We start from the raw sequence: 23,691 nt of genomic DNA, 5'->3' as shown, positions 1-23,691 counted from the left end.
AAGTGCAACAGACGGCCGTGCCGGTTTGCTTTTAAGGCAAAATGTTTTTTCTTGACTTGTTTTTTCGATAGCGTTCTGTAGTACGTTTTTTTCATATTGTTTTTATCAATAGTAGGAATTTATCGTTTGTTATCTTTTTTCGGTAGGCTATTGCGGTTGAAATGCCATTTTGAACGTTCTGTTTCAGACACATATCCAGTCGGATATAGTCCCCGTCTCCGACGAGAAGCTGGCGCCGATCTTGAACACACGGCGGCTGTCTGATTCGTATTCGCGTGCATAGCCCTTGTCTTCAATCTGACTGAGAGCCTCGTCTGCCGTGCCGTCGAGCTTGAACTCAAAGATATATACATACTGCGGAGTCTCCACCACGCAGTCAACACGCCCCTGGCTCTGCACTTTCTCCGTGTAAACGGTGTAGACGCTGATAAGTCGCATGATGAGATAGAACGTGTACTGGAAGTAGCGCTCACGCTCCGCCTCATTGTCCTTGCGGCGCATGGTGTAGGGGATGCTCGACAGGAAGGAGGTGAACAGCGTGCGCAGACTGTCGACCTCGCCGGCCTCCATGGCGTCAATCACATCGAATATCCATCCGTTGAGACGCTCGCGCGGCTGAAGATACGAAGAGGCAATCATCGTGAGAAAGCCCTTCTTTACCTCGTCGTTGGGAAAGTCGAGAAGGAATGTGTTGTGGCGCATGTTGTAGTCCTTTATCGTGAGGTAGCCGCTCTGATATATCATAGGCAGCGGGCGTTCCACGTCGGCCTTATAGTCGATAAACTCCTCCATGGCGTAATATTTGCCCGTAAGCTCGTTCATGTTCTCGTTGAAGTGTGCAAGCAGGCGGATTAGATATGTCGGAGTGCCCGAGCGGAACCAATAGTCGTCAACGCTAAGACTGTCAAGAGCGTTTAGCAGACTGAAAGGATTGTAGACGCCCGTCATACGCTTGCTGAAGTGATATCCGTCATACTGGCGTCTGAGCCGCTGGCGCATCTCATCCGGAGTGCATTGGTATTCAACGGCAAGGTTGGATATAGGACTGCCGAAATAACGCTCAAGCTCATCCTGCGTTATGCCACACAGTGTCTCGTAGCGCGCGTCCATACTTATGTCCTTCGGCTGGTTGAAGCCGCTGAACACGCTGACCTGCGAGAACTTGGTTACGCCCGTTAGCAGGACAAACTGCAGATGGGCGTCGGCTCCCTTGAACACGGAGTAGAAGGCCTTGAGAACGTTGCGGTGGCGGTCTTCAAGCTCGCGGCTCATGTCGAGCACGTCGAGTATCGGTTTGTCATACTCGTCTATCAATACCACCGCGCGGCGGCCTGTCTTGGCGTGGGCAGCCTCCAGAATCTTTATGAACCTTCCGCCAAGGTCGAGCGTGTTGCCGTCAGACACCACGCCGTATTCTTTCTCCCAGTCGGAAACATAACCGTTTATACGTTTCTCCAGAACACCGGCCTGCGTGAAGTCGGAGCCATTGAAGTCAACATGGAACACAGGATAAACGTTCCACTCCTTCTCCATGCCGTCAATGGCAAGACCCTTGAAAAGATCCTTGCGGCCAAGGTAGTAGTTCTTCAGCGTAGACACAAGCAGGCTCTTTCCGAAGCGGCGCGGACGGCTCAGAAAGTAGATTTTTCCTTCATGCGTGAGGTCATAAATCATGTCCGTCTTATCTACATAAACGTATCCGTCTTCAATTATCTGATCGAAGCTTTGTATTCCTATTGGGTATTTCATCTTTGCGTTTCTCCTTTATATGATAGTTCTCTGAATGAACGGCCTGTGGCTCGTCTGATATGCCAATATAGTGAAAGGCGAGAGCAACGCGAAAACAAAAATGCGTTTCTGGTATTAGCATTGCCGAGCCGCATCCTATATATTTTAATGCAAATATACGCAATTTTGTTTGAATACAGACATTATAGGGCATGCGAAAAACAAAAAATAATGGCTGTGTGTGAACTGAGTTATAAGCGTTAGTGAAAGAATGGCGATAAGGACAGGCGTCAAGATGAAAAAATTGGCTAAGATGGCAGAAAAATGGCGTTGAATTTTATATGTTATGAGGCTTGATAATGTAATAAAAAATTATCATTTGAGATACGTTTGACGCTTCCAGAATAGCGATGCTCCGCGCATAGGTGTGATTTTATGCGAAAAAGGCTCAAAATTGCGTGTTTTTATTAAGTTCTTGACTTACAGCTTTTTATGTGATTTCAGACTTAAAACCTAGACCGTTAAAAAATATTACTCTGCCGTTTATGGTGCAAAAGTAGGCCTTTTACGCTGCATTACATGCCTGTTTTTCACTCGTTAGCCATGCTTTTGTATCAAAAAATCCATGCTTTTGACCCTTTGTTTTGCCTGATATTCAAATAAATGTTAATGATTTGCCTTCTGTAATGCTGTTACATTAACATACATTTAATATTGGTTTTCTAGATTGAAAAATATTTTTGTCATGACTTTTTACCTTATGTGATATCGGAATTTCGGGGTATATCAATATTGTCTGCATGAAAAAATCATACTCGGAAAACATGGTTGACAGAAAAGCAAAATCGTTACATTTATGAGTTGCCTTACATCCGGCAGTCATAAGTGTAACGATTTTGCTTATAATGAAAGATGTCTGTAACGTTGTTACGGCAGGATTATTCGTCCCAGTTGTCTGTGCGGAACGAGCTTACGGGCAGGCCGTCGCAGAACAGGTCGCCGTCGGCCCAGTCTTTGAAGGCGTATCTTACGGCAACAGGCTTCTTCACCGAGTCGCTCTTTACGTACATCTTGCTGCGCTCTATCCATGCTTTTGCGGGATGGAACACGCGATCTTCGCCTGCCACTTCAAACAGGTCGCTCTTCAGTCCGTTGCGTCCGTATATCCACATGTTGGCGCGGTTGAACGTAACTACGGCTGTGTCGTTCTTGAACGTTACGTCCTTATAGTATGCACTTTCGGCTGTCAGACCCTCAACACCGTAGGTCTTGCTCAGTGCGAGCAGTGCGAGGCGCATACCGGCAAGGTTCTTCTTGCGCGGATGTATGCCGTATTCCAGTCCGCCGTCCATAAGCACAGCCATGCCGCAGTTAGTGTTCATCAGTTCGGCCTTTGCCTGCTGTTCGCGCAGCAGGGCGCTGTTTATCGTATAGTTAATCAGCTTATAGTCGTAAGGAGCAATCTGGCAGTAGTAGAACGGGAAGTCGCCCAGTCCCCACTGTGAGCGCCAGCCTTTAATCATTGCCGTCATCATGTCGGCATAAGTCTGGTAACGCGTAACGTTGTCTTCGCCCTGATACCATATCACTCCGCGCATGGTGTATCCGATGAGCGGATGAAGCATGCCGTTGTAGAGCACTGTCGGCGTGCGGTTCTTTGATTTTATATCTTCAGGCGATGTCGGAATCTTGGCATCGGGAAAAGCCTTCAGCCAGTCGGCTGTCATCCACGCCTCGCAGGCCGAGCCGCCCCATGCTGCAACGATAAGTCCTACGGGCACGTTGAGAGCCTGGCGCAGTTCGCGGCCGAAGTAGTAGGCCGTTGCGCTGAACTCACGTACTGATGCCGGGCAAGCCTCTTTCCATGAACCGCTTACGGTGTCTACGGCGCTGAATTGGCTGTTGCGCTTCACTGTAAACAGGCGCAGATTGCTGTCGCTGCTGTGCAGTATGTCCTCAACGGCGTTTTCAACAGGCTGATTCTTAAAGCCTTTCATAGGCATCTCCATGTTGCTCTGTCCCGAGCATATCCACACTTCTCCTATAAGAATGTTGTTTAGAATGGTCTTCTCGCCGTCGCTCAGTGTGATAGAGTAGGGGCCGCCTGCTTCGGGCGTGCTTACCGATGCCTTCCATTTTCCGTTGCTGTCGGCCTTCACTGAATATGTTTTCTTGTTCCACGACGTAGTGATTTTCACTGTGGCCGATGCCTTTGCCTCTCCCCACAGGTTGGCGTTAGTCTCGCGCTGCATCACCATTCCGTCTGCGAACATCTTTGGTAGCGTAACCTTTGCGCTGATGCCAGTAGCGGCAAACACGGCGCCAAGGATTAATGCAAGTCTTTTCATGTTGTATATATGTTTAATTTTTACTTTTTAATTCTTAATTTTTAATTACCACCGGTCCCAGCAGTCCTGCCGGCAGCAGTTCCTTGCTTGCGCGGCGGTATTTGCCGTTAGTCCATATGCCTTCAAACGGTGGAGTGCCCTGGTCGTTGCCCTGCAGGGCGTTTGCCCATGTGTTCACTACAACTATTTTCAGCTCGTTTTTGCCCTTTTTCACTGCCTGTGTTATGTCAACGTTGTACGGCGGCATCCATGCCGTTCCGCACATCTTGCCGTTTACATACACTGTGGCAATGTCGGCTACTTCGCCAAGGTCGATGAATACGCGGCCCTCAGGCTTGCCCTTATACTTGAATGTTGTTTCGTATGTGGCGTGTCCCGAGTAGAATTTTATGCTTTGGTCGTCGGCCTTGCTCCAGTCGAAGAGCTTTTTCGTTGTTGCCTGTTTGCCGGTTTTCTCAAACTTCACGGTCCATTTGTTGCCGTCAAGGCTGATTGCCGTGTCATATTTGCTCATGTCAGGCATGTCTTCGGCATCAATTTTCTGGTCGGTCAGCACAACAAAGAGCGATGCTCCGGCAGTCAGCGTAAGCTCGTTTTGCGCATTATACACTTTGCCTGTCATCGGGTCGGCAATATATTTGTTGGCCCTTACGGCTCTGAACTCAGGTACAAAACTGATGGTTTTGTCGGTCTGGTTGCTCATGAAGTAGATGTCGGCATCGTCGGCATGGCGATGAACATAGTCGATACCTTCAGGCAGCGTGATGTCGCGCTTTATGCCTATTGACGAAAGGTCGCTCTGTGTCCATGGCTTGCGTATCACGCGTGCGCCTTTAGCCTCGAGCGAGTCTATCACGTTCCAGCATGTAACGATGCGGTCGGGGTTCATCGGACGTGCCTGCGGAATAACGAGTGCGCCGTATTTTGTGCCGCCTTCTGTTACAATCATGCCGTTCTCAACGCGGGCTTTTGTCAGCACGTCGTGGTTGAACGAGTCGTAGCGGTAGCCTCTCAGCGGATTGGTCCATGCGTCAGCCTTGGTCATGTTGGCTGTGTGTGTAACTCCTACAGGACTTACTTCGAGCGGCTGACCAACGTTTGCCAGTCTGGCTTTTTCGCGCTGAATGTCCTTTTCGCTGAAAAGTCCGGGCAGCGAACTTACAAGACGTTCGGGCAGCAACGCTCTTCTCGGCGTCTCGTTGCCTGTGTATACTGCGAGGTCGGCCACATTGCTGCCATATTGCAGCAGCGCCTGACAGCGCTTTATGTAGTCGGTGAAGGCAGGCATCTCGCGCCACCATGTGTTGTCGCGCTGAAAGAATGTGCCTATGCCGTCGAGCGTCATGCCCGGTGCGCGGTCGGTCCATGGGTTGTGAGTGTTCACATGGAACACAATGCTGTTTATTCCGAGACAGTAGTTGCGGTCGAGCAGCGGTTTCAGCAGGGCGAAATCCTCGTCCCATGTGCCCCTTACTTCTGTGAAACCTTCGGCCTGTATGATATTCTTTCCATATATATGCGCTCCGCTTACGGCGTCGAGCATGTCGTTGGGCTTGTCGTGAGTAGGACTGTTGAGCCAGAACTCGCCCATCGGATAGTCGGTGTGTTGATAGTGCAGCAGGCCGTCGCTCACCATTGTAGGCGAAACACATTCGGCTGAAAGGGTGCATCCGTATTTTTTTCCGAGCTTCTCCACTTCGTCAAAGAACACGTCGTTGATAAGTTCGGCAATGGTAAGGCGTATGTCGCGCAGTACAGCGTCCGACTTGTCAGAAGATTCCATCGGCACTCCGGCATAGAGCGGAAGCCACGGCATGAGGTCGTAGCCGCGGCGGCGCTTAAATTCATCAGCGAAGTTGCTGCTCCAGTTTTGGCTGCCGCACTCCCAACTGTCAACGTGCAGACGTGTCAGCACACGCTTTACGACATCTTTGGGAGCATGGTTGTATATGGCACCAAACCAGTTGTCAAACTGCTTGTTTATGGCTTCGCGCGAGAACTTGTCGCACTCCAGTCCGCGTCCTCCGCCGCCGGTGGCATTGGTGTGTCCTGTCGATGTATGGCCTATTCTGAGTATGTGCCATTTGCCTTTCGGAAGGTTTACGGTTACATCTTTGCCTGTTTGATTAGATGAGATAAACTTGTCCGAAAGGTTTATCATTTCGCTTAAAGACACGCACTCGTTGTCGGCAATGGGGAACTTCTTTGACACGCGCCACACCTTTCCCGACTTGCCTTCATATCCGTCAACTACGGGTTCTGAGCCAAGAACGATGCCTGCAATCTTAAGGTTGGGCTTCCATTTTGCCGCATCCATGTCTTCCGAACCAGGGTCGCTGCCTTCGGGAGTCCAGTGGAACTTGAAGAAACGTGCCGTTGTGGCAGGTATTGCATAAGTGGCATAAGCGTCGGTGTTCTGCCATCCCTGTCTTGCCGGACTTATTTCTCTTACGAACTTATAGTCTTTTCCGTTGTCAGAGGCATACACCTTAAAGCGGTGAGCCTGATAGTTGTTGCCTCCCGTAACTATTTCAACGCTGCGCAGGGTGTAGGGCTTGTCGTAAGACATGATGATGTCACACGGCTCTGACGAGCGGAACGGGAATGTTACTGAAGCCTTTGGCTTGCGGTCGTCGGCATATTCGGCCGGATATGCGTATACGGCAATATCTTCATAATAGTCTTTGTATGCCTTAGGCTGCGATAAAGTGAGGCTCTGCTTGCCGCCAGACACAATTGTGTCTGACCATACAATGCGCTGCATCGACTCTGCCGGAGTGATCCAAGGGCCGCCGCCTAGTGCGAAACCGTCTGAAAAGTGTATACCCATCTGCAGTTTCAGACTGTCTGCCGTGCGGAATACAGTGTCCATGCGCTTCCACCATTCGGGCGAGAGCTGGCGTGCTGTGCCGTTGTAGCCCTTGCCGTCCGTGGTGTCCTTTATAGGCATCAGATAGAAGCCGGCTATTCCGGCGTCGTGCATAGCTTCAAGGTCTAACTTGATGCCCTCGTCGGTAACGCATCCGTACATCCAGTACCAGAAAGTCCAGGGATAAGTCTCGGGGGCAGGGGCCATGAAACGTTTATACCATTCAGGAGCGGACTCCTGAATGGCTTTATGTGAGAATGCGTTTGCGCAAGTGGCGAACGCAAGTATTATCGAAAAGAGTTTTTTCATCATTATTCAAAGTGTAAGGTTACTTCTCCGGTATAGCTTCCGCGTGCCCATACAGGCTGTGCCGAAGGACCGTTGAGGTCTGTGGTGTTCACCTTGTTTCTTACAGCCGGTATCACCTGCATCATGCTTATGCCTGTTTCGGGCAGTGTGTAGAGCAGTTGGTCGCGTCCGTCGCGCGGCTGATAAACTCCTACATATTCCTTGTCGGTGCCAGGCTGCAGGGTTATTGTGCCGTTCTTGGTCTTTAGCTTCATCCACTGTATGCCGGCAAAGTAACCCTTGAACTCAGGATAAGTGAAGCTTTCGCCCGGAACGGGGTCGTTGTATTCGTTGCTCCATACTCCAAGCTGCGGACCATGCAGCCTGTTCTTCCATACACGGTAAGGACCGTGGCCGAGCCATTGCTTGCTCAGTACGTCAGACTCAGGCAGATTGAACATTACGCCCATGAGATCGACAACGCCGTTGAAGTTGTATGTATAAACAAGACGTGCCCCGCCGTCGGGTGCGATGCGCCATTCTGCCTTCTGAAGTGAGCCGAGCTTGTAGTCGGCAGTTATTATCAGAGTGTCGTTCTGTCCGTCTTTGCAGCTCAGTCCGGCAAATGTTCCCTGGTCTTCATAGGCAGTGTATGTGGTCTTCTTCTTCTCAGCTTCAGGGTCGTCGTGGTTATAGAACTGGTCGAATGAGCGGTCGGCGCGGCGATAAGCAAAGAATTTCGGGCCGCCGTTGAACTTATATTCGCCCTTGCTGGTGGTTACGCTGCTCAGTGTTCCGTCTGTCTCTGAGAATGTATAGGTAACGTTTCCTGCCTTCACAGTGTTGCCGTTCATAACAGGTTTGCCGGCCTTTGCAGCCTTAACCTGCAGTTTGTCGGCGTCTTTCAGCTTGAACACCCATGTGTAAAGCTCCTCACCATACTGGTCTGTCGCCTTTATGCTGAGTGCGTCAGCATTGTCGGGGGCAGCAGGAATCTTTATTTCTCCCTTGCTGTCGGCAGCTATGTCGGCACCGTTTACAGTGCCCTGTTTTACTGTCTTGGTTTCTGCTCCGTCGTATTTTACGTAAGAATAGTCAAACTTACAGCCCTTGAGCGACAGGAAGTTATATCTGTTCTCAACGTTGAGAGTGCCGTTGAAGTTGTCAGGCATTGACACTTGAACAGGGCTCCATATCTGTTTCACGGTGTAGTAGCTGCCTTCCTTCTCGCGGTGAGGGCCAACGATGCCGTCTGCTCCGTAGTTGCCCACGTTGTCAATCATGCCGTTCATGTCGGTTCTTACAACGCCCTCGTCAACCAGTGCCCAGATAAATCCTCCGGCACATCTCGGCCATGAGCGCATCAGCTCCCAGTAGTCATACAGTCCGGCACCTGCTCCGCCGTCATAAAGAGCATGCAGAAACTCTGTAGGCATGAATATTTCAGGCTTGCGCATATACTCCTCGCTCTCACCGTAAGAGCGGTAGTGCATTGTCTCATAGCCGCTGAAGTTGCCCTGCGGATGCAGCACCGGACGCTTCTGAATGTCCCATTTGTGGAACTCGCCGTCAAGTTCGGTGTTCCATCCCTTCTCGTTACCGTTGCTCCACCATATTATAGAAGGATGATTAACGTCGCGTATAACCATCTCACGGATAAGTTTCTGTCCGTTGATAGTTTCGTGATGGCCATGCCATCCGCTTAGTTCGTCCATCACGTAGAGGCCGAGGCTGTCGCAGGCATCATAAAACTCAGGGTCGGCAGGATAGTGAGAAAGGCGCACGGCGTTCATGTTCATGGCCTTCATCAGTTTCACGTCGTCGATGTTTCTCTGCGGAGTTAGCGTGCGTCCTGTCTCCGGCCAGAAGCTGTGACGGTTCACGCCGCGTATGTTCACCTTCTTTCCGTTGATGTAAAGTCCGTCGCCTGCTCTCGTCTCTATTGTGCGGAAGCCGAATTTGTCCTGCTCAATGTGCAGCGTCTTTCCGTTCTTGTCGATGAGTGCGAAGCTCACTTTATAGCGGTTAGGCGTTTCTGCCGTCCATAGTTTAGGACTCTTCACGCTGAACGAAACGTTGGCTTCGTTGCCGCCTGTCCTTACGTCTGTGGTGTTTTCTGCCACCTTCTTGCCGCTCATGTCGCTGATAGTGGTCTTCACCTTTGCGCCTTCGAGCGTGTGGTTAAGCAGCACATAAGCGTTGAATGTGCCGTCGGCCTTGGCGTCAATGGCTGTGCGCTCGATGTTGATGGCAGGCTTGCAGACGATGAACACAGGGCGGAAGATGCCGCCGAAGTTCCAGTAGTCGGCGCGGCGCTCGGCAAGATTCACGCCGGCGTTGGTGCTCTCCTTGCTCACGGTAACTTCAAGCAGGTTTTTCTTTTTGCCGAAGAACACGCGGTCGCTCACGTCGTAGGTGATGCGATAGAATGCTCCCTGGTGCATAGAGCCGGCCTTACGCTTGTTTATCTTCACCTCAGTGTCGGTCATCGAGGCTTCGAACACGAGCTCGATGTGATGGTTTGCCCACTCTTCAGGCAAGGTGAACTCATACTTATACATGCCTTTCTCATCGGCAATGCCGTCGGGAAAAGCCTTTCCATAGAACTTCATGCCATACTGATAGTTGCCGAAGCCTTGAAGTTCCCAGCAAGAGGGGACACCAATCTTGGTCCACTTGCCCGAGTTGTTTCCACCGGTGCAGAAGAAGTCCCACTGCACCATGTCGTCGCTTCCGCGTCCGCTCAGATACTGGCGTTGCGTGTAGACGCTGCTTTGGGCCATTGATGTCATGGCCGCAAAGAGCGAGAGTGCTGAAATTAAAATCTTTTTCATATCTGTATTTTTATTTAATCTTGGTGAAACGGAGGTGCAGCGAGTAGGGCTGCTGCTTGATGGCATACTTCGTGAGCACGCCGGGACCGCAACTGCTGTTGCCAAGTCCCATCACGGCGGCGTTGATGTTGAGGTAAACATGGTCTTCAACCTTCAGGTCGCAGTCGTGCGCCGTGTTGTAGAGCTGCATGTCAGAGTAGGGCAGGGCAGAGAAAGAGAATGGCTTGCCGCTCTCTGTCGTAACCTTCCATCCGTTGCCCTTGCTGTCTGTCAGCGTAAGTTCTGCCACCTGTTCGTGGTTGCCGCTGTCCTGCGGACGCGGATAGTGGACATACTGCTTGTCGACAGTTGAGTTCCAGCGGCCGATGCATGCTGCCTCAAGACGGTCGGGGTAAGTGTCCTGCATGCCCATGCCATACCAGCTGATGTTAGTGTATGACGCCGGCATAACAAAGGTATTGCCCACGCACGGCAGCGGCGGCAGTTCTCCGCTCGGTGTGTATGTTGCCTTAAAGTCTACCGAACCGTTTGCGTCTACGGTATAGCTGTAGTCGGTACGTATAGAACCTTTGACGTATTTGCAAGTGTAAGAAACCTTGACGCTCACAGTTCCGTCTGTGTTTCTCGTTGCCTTCACCGGCTCGTTCTCAACTATTTCGGCTGAGTCGAGACGGTTTCTTTTCCAGTCTTTTGCTATCCAGTTGCCGAAGCCTTTGTCGTTGTCGGTCGGCGCACGGAAGAATCTTGGCTTTACGTTCTCTATCCACTGCTTTGCAGCCTCTATGTCGGCATCCTTGTTTTTCTTGAGTTCTGCGGCCTTGAAGGCTGTCGCGAGCTTGTCGTTGAGCACAAACTGGCTGTGCATGATCTCATGTCCTGCCTTTGCCCAGCTTGCATCGTTCTTCAGCGTTACGCTTATGTTGAGGCGCACGTCGGCATCGTCAGAATATTTAAGTTGAGGCAACGTGAAGTCTTTCAGCTCGCCTTTCTTCTTTATTTTGCCGTTCTCTGTGATGTTCCATGTAAAGCGGTAATTGTTTATATCAACGTGTTCGTCGCGCTTTATAACGTTAATGCGGTTGCCGTCGAGCGTCAGTTTAAGAGGCGCATAAACCTGCTTTACCTCATAATATTTAGGCGTTGTCTGTCTGTCGGACGACACGATGCCCTTCACGCAGAATGCGCCGAGGTTGGGCGCGTCGCCGAAGTCGCCGCCGTATGCCACCATAGTCTTGCCGTCATCGCGCTTCTTGAATATGCCTTCATCGGCCCATTCCCATATAAAACCGCCGAGCATGCGCGGATTGCTGTATATCTCGTCCCAGTATTCCTTGAAGTTTCCGAGGGCGTTACCCATAGCGTGGGCGTATTCGCTCGTCACTACGGGGCGGTTGTCGCCTTTCTTTTCTGCAATGCTCAGCAGGCGTTCCCAGCGTGCGTTCTCAGGGCGCTCCATGTTGTTGTCCTTCACTCCGGGGTTAAGATATTCCTCCTGCACACGCGGATAGAAGCGGCTTATCACGTCTACCGTTGCCGGGTCGTTGCTGTCGGGGCCCTGCGCTCCTTCGTAATGAATGAAGCGTGTGGGGTCGTATTCCTTTATCCATGCACCTGTAGCTGCGAAGTTGGGGCCCCAGCCCGACTCGTTGCCGAGCGACCAGAACACCACGCAGGGGTAGTTGCGGTCGCGGATTACGAGGCGCTGTGTGCGGTCAATGAAGGCCGCTGCCCACGAAGGCTCGCTTGCCAACTTGCCGCGCAGTCCGTGTTCCTCTATGTCGGCTTCGTCCATGACGTATATTCCGTATTTGTCGCACAGCTCATACCAGCGCGTGTCGTTGGGATAATGGCATGTGCGCACGGCATTAATGTTGCACTGCTTCAGCAGCATTATATCCTGCAGCATGCGCTCCTCTGTCATCACCTTGCCCGTTATGGGGTCCATCTCGTGGCGGTTTACGCCGCGCAGGCGCACCTGCTTGCCGTTGACGAGGAAGCGGCCGTCCTTAATTTCGAGTTTGCGGAAGCCCACCTTTGTTTCTGCACGCTCTATGGTGTTGCCTGCCTTGTCTACCAAAGCCAGCTTGAGCGTGTACAGATAAGGCGTCTCTGCCGACCACTTATGCGGATTCTTCACCTCTGCCTTGAGCCATCCGTAGGCGGCATATCCGCGCTGCGGGTTGCGCGCGTTCATTATCTTTGCCTTGTTGTCGAGGTTGAGCATCGTGGCGGCATCCTCTTTCAGAGTGCTGTCGAGCACTGCCTTGCCCTCGGCGTCATACAGCTGCGCCTCGATGTGATAGCCCTCGCCGCGCTGGCTGCCAACGACTTCAAGTTCGGGATGAACCACGAGTGTGGCGTCGGTGTATGTGTCGTCGAGAATGGTGCGCACGCCAAAGTCGCGTATGCGTATCTGCGGCGTGGCATATAGATACACGCTGCGGTGTATGCCTCCAATGCGCCACATGTCCTGATCCTCGAGATAGCTGCCGTCTGAATATTTCAGAACTTTCAGCGCTATGAGGTTAGTGCCGCTGTTGAGGTAGGGCGTGAGCCTGAACTCTGCCGGCTCCATGCTGCCCTGCGAGTAGCCCACCTGCTTGCCGTTGACATAAATGTAGAATGCGCTCGACACGGAGCCGAAGTGGACATACACTTCCTTGCCGCTCCATGATGCCGGAATGGTGAACGTGCGGCGGTAGCAGCCTGTGGGGTTGCGCTCTATGAACGAAGTGTATTTCTGCTTGGGTTCGCCCATAACGTAGGGCGGATTAATCTTGAACACGTAGCCTGAACTGCAATAAATCGGCGTGCCGTAGCCGTTCATCTCCCAGTCGCCCGGCACGGGAAACGTGGTCCAGCCACTGTCGTTGAAGTCGGTCTGATAAAAAATCTCCGGCTGCATGTCGGGCGTCTTGGTCCAGTTGAACTTCCACTGTCCGTCGAGCGTCATGGTCATGTCGCCCGGAGCAGTAAGATATGGCGTAAACGCCGCCCTTGCCGGTTCGCGGTTTATAGAGAGCACATACTGGTTTTCCCAGTCGTGGCCTTGTGCCATTGCCATGCACGAGCATAAGGCAAGTGTGGCTGTCATCAGGATGTTTCTCATTTGTCTGTATCTTCTTTTATGTTATTTTTCCGAGTTTCGGTGCATCGTTGTCATGCGTCCTTGTCATGTATCTTTCCTTTTAAGTTTTGCGATACATGTCAGCCGTTTTGTAAAAGGCGTCCTTTTGCATCCTAAAAGGTATGCTTTTACCGTCTAAAAGGGCATCTTTTGCAGTCTAAAAGACGGCCTTTTGCAACGTGTTGAAAATCAGCGAGTTGTGCATCCGATTAAAAACGTTGCTGCCGCAACGGCAACACAGCCCTTCAACAGCAGTAGGGCCGTATGCCGTGGCGGCTTGAGTTGGCAGCCGGCAGAGCCGGTCTTTATTCGATAGTCAGTTTGTCAAACAACATTTTCTCAATGCCTTCGCCGCTCAGTGTCACTATGTAGCTGCCGGCATTGGTCTGCGAGCCGGTGGTGATGCTGGTGTTGCGCCTCTTGGTTTTCTTTTCAGGCGTCTTTACGAACGTTATGTCGTCTTCCTTATACACCACGCCGTTGAGGTCGGTTATCTTCACGTGCAGCGTGCGCTCGGCCTCGGGGTTGTAGTAGCGGAAGCGCAGGGCATAAACCTTTGCCACACCTACGTTGTAGTTCCATGTCATCACTCCGTTGTTTATCATTCCCTCCACGCTTATCGAGCTGTTGCTGCGCGGCGGCAGCAGGCTGTCGGGCGTGTTGGTGAGTATGTCGCTGTCAAAGTTTTTCCACATCTCCGGCTCGTTCTCCTCGGGATAGTCGGCAGCCGCAGTAGAGTCTGTTGTGGCTATGGCTATGGCCGATATTATGGCCTGTCCGGCGTTCACCTTGGGGAAGTTGATGTTTATGCGGTAGTCAGAGTTGTGTATGTTCACCACGCGCTTGTATGGCTTGGCATACCTTGCCTGTGCCCAGAGGTCGAGGTTTCTGATATACGTGCTGTCGTTGATGCCCACGTCAAACAGGCGCAGACCTTCGCAGTCGGTTGTCTCGCTTGCGCCTGCTCCATACCACGGCTCAATGAAATAGAGCTCTATGCGGTAGTTGCCCGGCTTGGCGGGGAAGCTGTATGACAGCTCGTGGCGGCCGAAGCGCGATGTGCGGAACAGAGGCGACACGGCAAGGCCGTTGTTGCATGTCTGGCTGGCCTGATACGGACTGGCCTCCTTGGGGAACTTGCTGCCCCATGATTTAGACCATTTTGTGTTGTCCTGCATCCACACCGTGCCAAACTTGTCGGTGTAAGAGTCGCCGCCGCAGTTGATGTTGTAAAGATAGTTATAGCCTTTCAGGGGCTTCAGCATGCTTTCGTCCCAGCCCTTGTATGACGGCAGGGCTATCGAGTCTTCTGCCACGGCCTTGCCGTTGTGATATGCCGTAGCCTTGATGATGTCGCCGTCGAGGCTTATGCCTGTCCATCTGAAGAGCGACGTCGTGTCGGCCTTCACCTTAGTTTCGGCCCACTTGCCGCAGCTCAGTCTTACAGAGTCGCAGTTGCTGTAGACGCGCACGCTGTCTTCAGAGATGTTAGGCACGATATATACTGTCTGTTCGTCGTCGGCATTGACATAGCGCGACTTATACATATAGAAGGCGTCTGTAGGCTGCTCCCATGTGGTGAAGAGTCCTTTGTGGTTAAACGGACCAACCTTGTCGATGCGTCGCAGACCCTCGTCGGGCTGACGGCGGCCGGGGTTGTCGTGGCTCTGCAGCACCCAGAGGAACTGTCCGCATACGCTGTCTTTTACGCTCTCGGCCAGCTGTGCCTTGCGCTCCAGTATGTCGCAGAATTTCTCCTCTGTGTATCTTTCGCCCGTATGGTTGCCCACGGTGCGCCATGCGCCATATTCGCCGTTTAGCAGCTGGTCGGGCTGTTTCAGCTCGTTGCCGTAGTTTTCAATCTTTCCTCCGTAGGTTCCGCTCCAGTTCTGCACCACGTTCCAGTCTGTACCTTCGCCTCCGTTGCATGTCGTTATCAGGCGCATGGTGCCGCATGTCGGGTCGAGCTTGCGTATTATGTCAGAACATTCCTTGGCAAAGTCGGCCGGCAGGGTGCTTTCGTTCTGCAGTCCCCACAGTATTATCGACGGCGAGTTGCGGCGCTCCTTCACCCATTGGATAAGATGGCGCTTGAAGCTCTCCCTGAACTGTGGCGTGTCATACCATATATGGGCTGAGAACTGCGGCCACCACAGCAGTCCCTCCTTGTCGATAAGCTCCTGATATCTGAGGTTGTGGGGCTGGTGGGCGTCTCTGAAGGCGTTGAATCCGGCGCTCTTAACCTCCTTTATGCGTGCGTCTATCTGCCTGTCGGAGAAAGCGTGGCTCTGTCCGAACATGTGTTCGTATTCGCATACGCCGTTGATAAACACGGGCTTGCCGTTCAGATAGAAGCGCTGATCGCCGTCGTTGCGTGTCAGCGGCCAGCTTGCCGTCCTTACTCCAAACGGAGTTACGAGGTCGTCGGTGGCCTTGTTGTTGCGCTTTATAATGCTGCTGAGCTTGTAGAGATAAGGCTTCTCTATGCTCCAAAGATTAGGATTGCTTATCTGAGCCGACTGTCTTATGGTCTTGGTCTCGCCCGGTTTCAGCGTTATGTTCTCTGTGAGGCGTATCACCTGCTTGCCGTTCTGCTCGCATATCTTGCTAGTCAGGCTTACAGAAGCGGTGTCAGTGCCGTAGTTGCGCACTTCGGTGTCTACGAATATGCTGTCGGCCGTGGCATTGTTCCATACGTGCACGCCGAAGGGTTCTATCCTCACTTTGTCTGTTATCTCAAGTACCACGGGGCGGTAAATGCCGAACGGCTGTGAACCTTCGCTGAAGCCCCATTCAGAGCTGCATCCGCCGCACACCCACGGCATGTCGGTTATGCCCTTCGGATGGTTCACCCTTACTTCAAGCTGGTTTTCGTCGCCCTTGCGTACATATTTTGTTATATCAATGGTTTTGGTCGTGCGGCCAATGTCGTAGGTTCCTATTTTCTTGCCGTTGAGCGTCACTTCGGCGTATGTTCCTACGCCCTCAAAGCGCAGGAAGTATTCTTTGCCCTCCATGTTGGGCGCAAGGAAAAACTTCTTGAAGTCGGCTCTGCCGTGCAGGTTGCCGTGCTCTTTCTGCAGCGCGCCGTAATAGTCGTCAAGATTGTAGGGTATGTCGGTTCTGAACTTGTTGCGGCCGTAGCTCACTTCCCAGTTGTCGTTGAGCGACGTTATAAAGCGCTTGCCCGTTGCGTTGGGCTTGGGGAAGCTGACTTCGCTCTGTCCCATGGGCTTGCTTGTTGCCAGGGCGATGCCTCGCTGTTCAGAGTTGTTTACGGCACAATAGAAGTGATATACCACGCCGTTATGGTAGATCACGGAGCTCTTGTGAGCGAACATTTCGTCGTAAGACTTCGACGGCACAATGAGGTCTTCGCCCTTCCAGTCGGTCCAGTGAATCATGTCGTAGCTGGCGGCGAAGGTGTTGAACGCGTTATATTCGCGTGTAGGATTGAAGGCCGAGAAGTAGAACATTACATACAGGTTGCCCATCTTCACTATCTGCGCGTCGCCGGTTATTGTTCCGTCGCTGTCGTGTGCGAATATGGGGTTGTCCTTGTATCTGTGCCACTTCCTCATGTCGTTCGAGAAGGCAATGCCTATGCGTTCGCCTTTTGGATGAGTGGCGTCTTTTCCGCCGGCATTGTAGAACATCATGAACTGGTAGCCAAATTTCTTTTTGTCTACTCTGTACACCGTACTCTTGTATTGAGTCAGCTGCTCCCACCATTGGGCATTCTTGTCGTCATACGACAGTATGGGCTTCTTGTAGGTTTCCCACAGGTGCGCCTTGGTGATGTCCTCCTTGGTTGAGGCCAGACCGATGCTCAGCGGAGCGTTCACGGCTTCGTAGCCGGTGCCCTGTCCGCCGATGTAAGTCATCCAATAGCGGTCCTTGAATTTCTCAATGTTGTAGCTGCCGCCCCATTCATAGTCGATAAGTGCCGGAAAACCGCCGCGCTGGTTCATGTCCCAGCCCTCGCTGCCGAATGCCAGTATGCGTCCGAGAGTGGTCCAGTGGAGCAGGTCGTCGCTCTTGGCAAGCCACGTCTCATAGCCCCTTCCGTTCGTGCCGTTAGAGCCGTTGTAGCACACATAGGTCATATACCAGCTGTTGCCTTCCCTGAACACGGTGGGGCAGTCTATTTTCCGGTCGTTGCTTTCGGGAGCAACGACCAGACCATATTTATACGGAGTTCGTGCGGCCTCGTACACCTTCTGCATCTCTTTCTGGCTCACGACAGTCTGCACAACGGGCTTTGCCTTTGTGCGTCGTCTGCTGCGGCTCTGTGCGTTTGCGTCGGTGCATATCAGCAGCATCAAAACTAACAGGATGTTCTTTACCATTATTATTCTTCAGCAGTGTTATTTCATGAATAGCCAGTCCACCTCGTTGCTGCCGCCGTTGAGTTTGGCATCTCTTATCTTGAGGTCTGTGGCTGTAAATCCGGCAACCATTATAATGCCCTTGGGCAGGTTTATCACGTGGCGTCCGGGGTTAAGATGATATGCATGAATGTTTACTATAGGCATGTTAGACATGCTTATGGCGTTGGTTATCAGCGCCTCAGCCTGTCCGAACTCGTTGCCGGTAGCGTCGGTCTCGAGTTTTGGAGGACTGGCAAACTTGTTCTGGTCGTCGATGAAGAAGCCTACAAGCATCTTGACGGGTTTGCTGGTCTCAAACTCAACCTTGCCTCCCACGATGCGCGTTGTGTCGCGGTTGAGCACAAGAGCCTTGAGTCCTTCAAGCTCAGGAGCAAGCGAATCGATAGCCTCGTCGCGGTTTTCAAACAGCTTGGCGCCCTTGGTCAGCGTAACGGTCTTGTAGTTGCTTATCAGTTTTACGTCAGCGTTTACGGCCTTGGGATACTTCTCATCCTTGCTGTTAGCATCATCTGGAGAAGTAAGCTTCACGATGTTGCTCTTCAGGCTGTTAAGCTCGTCCTCATAAACAGGAATCATCTCTTCCCATGTCTTGAACTTGCCTCCGTCACCGCCTACAGGTATACGGCGCTGTGAGGTCTGCATACTGTTGGCATAGAGATATGTGTCCTTTGTTCTCTCGGCCAGTTTCTTGTAGTATTCGTTGCTCCTCTCGAGCAGCGGAACGGCCTTTTTCAGGTATTCTACATCTTTGCTCCACTTGTAGTTGAGCACCTGTTGTGCGCCGAGAACCTTGTATTTAAACGAATATGCAAACTCTTTGTAGCACTCCATGTCGTTCACAAGACGCTCAAACTCGTCCTTGTTCTTTGTAATCTTGTCGCTGAGATTGCTTATTGCTGCCACAGCTTTGTCGCCGTGTTCAACACACTGGTCTACTATGTCAAGCGGAAGTTCGCCCACGTGCTTTTCGTGCTTCCATTCTTTCTCAACATATTCAATGAGCTTTTCGCCGGCAGGGCCACAGCTCTGGTAGAACTCCTCATAAACCGTATACTTATAAGGATTTACGAGCTGGCTGGCTTTCATGCCGAGCAACAGACACTGACGGTTGCCCTCTGTGATGCCGAATCGGCGTATAAGTTTAGGTGCAATCTCGCCGCTTTCGTCATAAGCCTTGAGAATATGTCTTGCAGTGAGCGTGTCTGTGCCGTAATAGTCAGCCAGAACCTTCTGCCAATACACGTTGTCATTGTCTCTCTGGCTCTTCCATGCGTAGCGTCCCCATGCCGAATACCACATCCAGTCGCGGTCTATCTGCAGCTGACGCTCACCGTTGGGGAGCTTGTCGGCTGTGTAAGGCCAGTCCCAGTAGTTAGCTTGAGGATAAAGGTGCAGACCGTTTGCGCCATGAACTCTGTGCATGGCTTTCACCGCCTTGTCGACAAAGGCAGGCGAGCTCCATCTCCACGGCTCGAGGTTGGCAAGAATATGCACGTTGCTTATGTGTATCGGAGCCACGCTGCTGAGCTGTCTCTGAGTCTCTCCCCATGGGCCTCCCGGCTCATATGTGGTGAGCGATTCGCCCGTATATTTTGTCATTGTGTAAATGTTCTTGTAGAGCGGAAGCGACTCACGCAACACGCGTGGACCGTCTGTATCGTGCGAACGCAGGATGATAGGCGGCTCATCTGTTCTGCCAGACGCTTTCAGACCGTCCTTAATGCCCGGTATGATGGTATTTTTCATCCATTCAACGTCGTCTTCTATCGTAGCCATAGCTTCGCCGAGGCATACAAGGAAGCCTACATTTGGGTATTTCTGGATAAATGCCGAAATGCTCTTGCGTGTGTAGTCGCTGATAAGCGGAGTGATGGGGCGGTTGCGGTCCTGTGTGGCGATGCCGTAATGGTCGGCAAAGGGTTTCGACAGAATGATGTTGTAGAACATCTGTATTACACGTATACCGCGCTTTGCAGCCTCTGTCGTAAGGAAGGAGAACATCTCCTGGTTCTTAGCCATTGTGGCATCGTCAACTTCGGCGGCAAAAGGATAGTCTTCAAGTTTTACAAGTGAAGCAAACGGATGGCCGTTCCACAGGAACACGGCGTTCATGTTGTCTGCTGCGAGCATGTCGAGATATTTTATCCACAGCTCCTTGTCGTAGAACCAAGGGAAGTTCTCGGGTGTGTAAGGATATTCGTAAACTTTGTGCCCTGGCAGGTAGACTGTCTTCTGAAGGCCCACGCATGCTCCGCGTATTTTCATTTCGGGTGCGTCAACGATGATTGTGGGTATTTCCAGGTTGCCGTTGAGCTTATAATACTCGAGCAGTCGGTTAGCGCCATATATGGCACCCGACGCGTCGTTGCCGATGATGTTTATCGTCTTGCCTTTTCTCTTTATTGTGAATCCTTCCTGCGGCAGGTCGACCGGATTTTCGGCCACACCGATTTTAATCTTGTATCCCTTTTGCATTGAAGGCACATAACTGTTGATCAGAGATGCCGCATACTCTGTCTGCGGCACTGCCGGGTTATGTTCTACTTTCGTTACAGAGGTTCCACAACTCGATAATGCTATCACCAGTCCTGATGCAATTATGCTTCGAATGTTTCTCATAATTTAATTGTAATTTCTTTTCCTGATGGTATTTCTATGTTTCTTTTTCCGTTTTCCAATATAAGCGTTCCATGGCCACCGTCACTCTTTACGGTAACCGAATTGCCGTCCATTTTCACGTAGATGGAGCCGAACGGAGCCGGCACGGTGCCTTCCATCCATTCGAGTCCGCCGAGAGCCGGTTCTATGGTATATTCCTCAAAGCCGGGCTTTGTGGGCTTCACGCCGAGATAATATTTGCCGAGCAGATATATCGGGCTTGCGCCCCATGCGTGGCAGAGACTCTTGCCGTATGGGCGGCCATACATCGCCAGTTTCTCGGTTCCGTGTTCGTCAGGGTTGTATTTCTCCCAGAATGATGTTGCACCTTCCTTGAGCATGCCTCCCCAATAGTCTTTTATCTCTTTCATAACCTTGTCCTGCTCGTTCAGCATGCACAGGGCTTCAAGTTCGTAGAAGCGCATGTAGGGTGTTGTTATTCTGAGAACGTCCTCGTTGAGGATTACAGAATTCTTCACGGTCTGCTGTCTTTCCTCGTCAAGATAGCCGAATATTATGGCGAACATGTTGGGGTAGCGGAACACGTCTTCGCTCTGCTTTCCGTTAAGACGGTTGTGTACGAGTGCCTGTTTATCGTCGTTCCAGAAGAACTGCATCAGTTTGTTGCCAAGTTCGTCGGCTTTTTCCTGATATACGTTTCCTTCCTCGTCGTTGCCGGTAAGTTTGGCCACGGCAGCAATAGCCTCAAGAGACTTTCTGAAAAGAATCTGCTCAAAGGCGAGCTGTCCGTGCTTGTCCATGGGTTTGTCTGCCCAGTCGACGAACACCCAGTCGCCGTCCATACCCTCAACCATGCCGTCTTCGTCTGTTCTGCCGAGCACGTAGTCCATGTAGGTCTTCATCGTAGGATATATCTGCGTGAGGAAATGGCGGTCGCCACTGTACAGATAATAATCGTATACAGAGTTAAACCAGAAGAAGGTATAGTCCATTATGGTGTTTATGTGGCTTGTTATCGGAGCCTTGCCTGCAAGCAGCCATGTGGTGCGTTTCACCATGTCGTTGTCATTGAACAGATAGTAGTTCATCAGATAGCTCTGTGTTGCATCGCCGCTCCACACCCATCTGTCGCGCTTTATGCCGTCAATGAAAAACTCGCGTGTGGTGAGCTGCATTGTGTATGCGCCGATTTCCCATATTCTGTTAAGTTCTTCATCGTTGCATCTGAACGTTCCTTTCTCTTCTTCGGGCATAAACTCATAGTCCATGCTTACACCGCTTACAGAGCATCCTTCTGTCTCAACGCAGATAAACCTGAATGCCTTGCTGTTGCCGAGCACGTATTCGTCAGCTATTTCTGCTGTCTGGTTTGTAGCCAAATCAGTTACTATGCCATTGCATACTTCAAGTTTGTCGAGTGTTTCACAGTGGTCTTTGTCCGTGGCTTCTTCCTTGCTCTCGCCGTAGTAGATGTTTATCGTGCCGTTGCCTTTTATGCCTTTCAGTATGGCATAGCCGAAAGTCTCTTTTCCGAAGTCGTATACGTTGCCGTCGGCAGCCACGGCTTCATGGCGTTCGCGCTCAAGTTTAAACTGTGACGGGCGTTGTTCTATATTGTCGAAGTTATAGAATCCTGCCGGCATATATACTGTAGACGACGTGTCGCTGGCCTTGCCGCTCTCGTCAATCCACTCTTTGTCCTCAAATGTTACGTTCCATGTGCCGTCTGTCTTCACCGTCTTTCCGTCAACATAAAGTGCCGGCGGGGTGCATTGGTTGTGCACCTTGATGTTTATGCGGTGCTTTCCTGCAGCCAAAGTAATTTTCTTGGGCATGCCGAAAAGCATCTTTCCGTTAATCTTTATGTTGTAAGAGCCTTCGGCCTCGATCTTCAGTTCTTCGTCTTCTGTAAGGTCAACGGTCTTGCTGAATTCTACGGTTACATAGTGGCTGTCCTGTTTCCAGAACGGCGGAAAATACGCACCGCGGTCTGTGCGGCGGTTGTTCATCTTGTTGCCGAGCCATATCTCATAGTCGCCCGGATACCATATCCATGTTGCTTTATATGTTGTCGCCATATCTTTCTTTTGTTATTTGTTCAAGTGTTTTGCCCTGTGTCTTAGGTGCCCATACTGTGCCTATGATGAGGGATATTATGAAGAATGCCATCATTATATATCCTGCGATGGTGAAGCCTTCGCCGTTTTTGCCGTAGATGTGAACAAAGTAGAGTCCCCATACGGCTGATACGCCTCTTACGATGAAGAACATGATGCCCTGTGCCGCTGCCCTGTATTTGGCAGGGAACAGCTCTGATGCCCATAGTGCATAGAATGTCTGTACGGATATTCCGGCCTGGATTGCCCACAAAAGTGTGAACACAACGAGACCTGTCATGCTGGTGATGCCTATAGTTACAATAATCAACCAAGCCAAAACACCCATGCTTACGCCTATGGCAAAGAGCATGCGCTGGTTGACACGGTCGATAATCAGCGAGCAGACAAATGTCATGATGATGATGACCACCCACTGTCCGGCAGCAAACATGTTTGCCATCTCATTGCTGAGACCGCCTGCTGTCTCATATATGTGCGGCTGGAAGAAACCCATGACAGAACATACAAGGTTCCATGTGAGATACATTCCTGCCAAGAACAGCATAGAACGCACGCAAACCTTGTTTGAGAAGAGTTCGCCAAATGAAGAGAACACTCCGTGTTTCTTTGTGTCGTCCTTTGCTTCAGCAGCCTTTGCAGCTTTCCATTCTGCGCTTTCGTCGAGACGGCGTTGCAGCTGCCATGCTATGAAAGCAACGATGAAGAGAGATGCGAACACGATGCGTGAACTGAACACGTTTAGTGCCGCGCCCTGTGCCTCGCCGCCTGTTATGAGGTTGGCCACGTATTCAACAAAAGGAAACAGCACTCCTCCGGTGTCGCCTGCTCCTCCTGTTGCCGGTGCCAGCAATGTTCCGATGATAAGAATGATAAGAGGGCCGATGCCCCATGCCATCTGTGATATGCAGATGTTGCGTCCGCGGTTTGCCGTCTCAGAACTTTCTGAAATATAAGTCCATGATGCCGGTACGCCTACGCCGACAGATATACCTGTTACGAGAAAGCCTAAAAGCAGAATGGGGAAGTTGACGGCCAGCATGATTATTGCCACGCCGAGCATATACACAAGCATGTTATATGTGTAGATGGCTTTGCGTCCGTATTTGTCTGCGAGAAATCCTCCTATTATCGCTCCTATTGCTGCACCGAGGCAGTTGGCGCTTATGGCATTGAGCCATCCTAAATGAGCTTCGCTGAGGTCGAGATAATTCTGCCAAAGCGTCAGGCCGCTGGCTCCGGCCACTATTGCTCCCGCGTCGAGATAGTTTGTCAGCGACACGGCTATGGTGCTTTTTAAGCTTCCTTTACTTTTTCCCATATTATTAGATTTGTAAATAGATTCGTTTATTTGTTTTACTGATTAATTC

At 51.3% G+C, this 23,691-nt stretch carries 9 protein-coding genes; all 9 read right to left on the bottom strand.

The features are described from left to right. Positions 1-183: 183 nt before the first annotated feature. Positions 184-1,749 carry an ATP-binding protein gene (locus tag EJL04_RS08445; RefSeq protein ID WP_125104650.1) on the bottom strand — a complete coding sequence of 522 codons (1,566 nt, stop codon included), beginning with the start codon at positions 1,747-1,749 and terminating at the stop codon, positions 184-186. Positions 1,750-2,666: 917 nt separating this feature from the next. After that, complete coding sequence (locus EJL04_RS08440; RefSeq protein WP_125104649.1) at positions 2,667-4,076, bottom strand: sialate O-acetylesterase; 1,410 nt, start codon at positions 4,074-4,076, stop codon at positions 2,667-2,669. Between the two features lie 34 nt (positions 4,077-4,110). Then, the gene (locus tag EJL04_RS08435) at positions 4,111-7,257 is read right to left on the bottom strand and encodes a glycosyl hydrolase (RefSeq protein WP_125104648.1); all 3,147 of its coding nucleotides are present in this window, start codon (positions 7,255-7,257) and stop codon (positions 4,111-4,113) included. Next, positions 7,257-10,067, bottom strand: a complete 2,811-nt coding sequence (locus EJL04_RS08430; RefSeq protein WP_125104647.1) for a glycoside hydrolase family 2 TIM barrel-domain containing protein — start codon at positions 10,065-10,067, stop codon at positions 7,257-7,259. The genes EJL04_RS08435 and EJL04_RS08430 overlap by 1 nt, the downstream gene beginning before the upstream one ends. A gap of 10 nt (positions 10,068-10,077) precedes the next feature. Further along, entirely contained in the window at positions 10,078-13,176 is a 3,099-nt protein-coding gene (locus tag EJL04_RS08425) for a glycoside hydrolase family 2 TIM barrel-domain containing protein (protein ID WP_125104646.1), read from the bottom strand. Positions 13,177-13,499: 323 nt separating this feature from the next. Then, a complete protein-coding gene (locus EJL04_RS08420; protein ID WP_125104645.1) occupies positions 13,500-17,543 on the bottom strand; it encodes a beta-d-glucuronidase/beta-L-arabinofuranosidase in 4,044 nt (1,347 codons plus the stop codon). An 18-nt stretch (positions 17,544-17,561) separates the two neighbouring features. Beyond that, a complete protein-coding gene (locus EJL04_RS08415) occupies positions 17,562-20,204 on the bottom strand; it encodes an alpha-d-galacturonidase (RefSeq protein WP_125104644.1) in 2,643 nt (880 codons plus the stop codon). Beyond that, the gene (locus EJL04_RS08410; RefSeq protein ID WP_125104643.1) at positions 20,201-22,282 is read right to left on the bottom strand and encodes an alpha-L-rhamnosidase-related protein; all 2,082 of its coding nucleotides are present in this window, start codon (positions 22,280-22,282) and stop codon (positions 20,201-20,203) included. Before EJL04_RS08410 ends, EJL04_RS08415 begins: the two co-directional genes overlap by 4 nt. Beyond that, entirely contained in the window at positions 22,266-23,642 is a 1,377-nt protein-coding gene (locus tag EJL04_RS08405) for an MFS transporter (protein WP_021854999.1), read from the bottom strand. The genes EJL04_RS08410 and EJL04_RS08405 overlap by 17 nt, the downstream gene beginning before the upstream one ends. Between the last annotated feature and the right edge of the window lie 49 nt (positions 23,643-23,691).

Origin of the sequence: Prevotella marseillensis, from assembly GCF_900625065.1 — a bacterium.
Classification (GTDB): Bacteria; Bacteroidota; Bacteroidia; order Bacteroidales; family Bacteroidaceae; genus Prevotella; species Prevotella rara.
This window is presented reverse-complemented; position numbering and strand designations above follow the sequence as displayed.